Origin of the sequence: Paenibacillus sp. 598K, assembly GCF_003851045.1 — a bacterium.
Taxonomy (GTDB): domain Bacteria; phylum Bacillota; class Bacilli; order Paenibacillales; family Paenibacillaceae; genus Paenibacillus_D.
In genome coordinates this window covers 27890-28433 of sequence record NZ_BFBX01000084.1, presented here as the reverse complement: position 1 = coordinate 28433, position 544 = coordinate 27890, and the positions used below count along the sequence as shown (strand labels likewise).

Annotated in this window: 1 pseudogene; it reads left to right on the top strand. The window is 74.6% G+C overall.

The window, feature by feature from the left end:
- A pseudogene (locus tag PA598K_RS36425) lies at positions 1 to 544 on the top strand (DNA/RNA helicase); the annotation flags it as partial.

The following is a 544-nucleotide window of genomic DNA, read 5'->3' as shown; positions in this document are numbered from 1 at the left end:
GAGCCGTTGCCGCTCGGACAAGCGGTGCAGCTCGCGGAGCAGTGGGGAACGGGTCGAGAGGGCCAGTGGGAGAAGACGGGCAAGGGGGCCGGGGAGCGCGCCGGGGAGCGCGCTGGAGAGCGTGAGGCGGCGAGGCGGCTCCTCCGACATCTCGACGAGCTGCGCAGCGCCGACCGCTCGAGCCCGGAGCCGGGCCGCGTCGATCTGAGGGCTTATATGGGGACTGCAGCGGAGGGCGGCGAAGGGCAGACGGCAGGGAGCGAGAGGGGAAGAAGGGGCGAAGAAGACAAAGACCGTCGGGACGAGCAATTGAGTGTGGCTAGTCCAGCAGCAAGCCGCCCGCTCGTCCGCCTGCAGCGCCTGGCCGCCCCTGATCCGGCGGCGGCTCGCGCGCAAGGCCGCACCCTGGCAGCGGCTGCCCTCGCCGCCGCTCAGGCGCTGCAGGGCCGTGCGCTGCTGCGCCGCGAAGCGCACGCCCTGCTGGCCGGCGCGGGCGCGGCCCCGCCCGAGGCCGCGAGCTGGAGCGCGATGCTCCAGCTCGCGG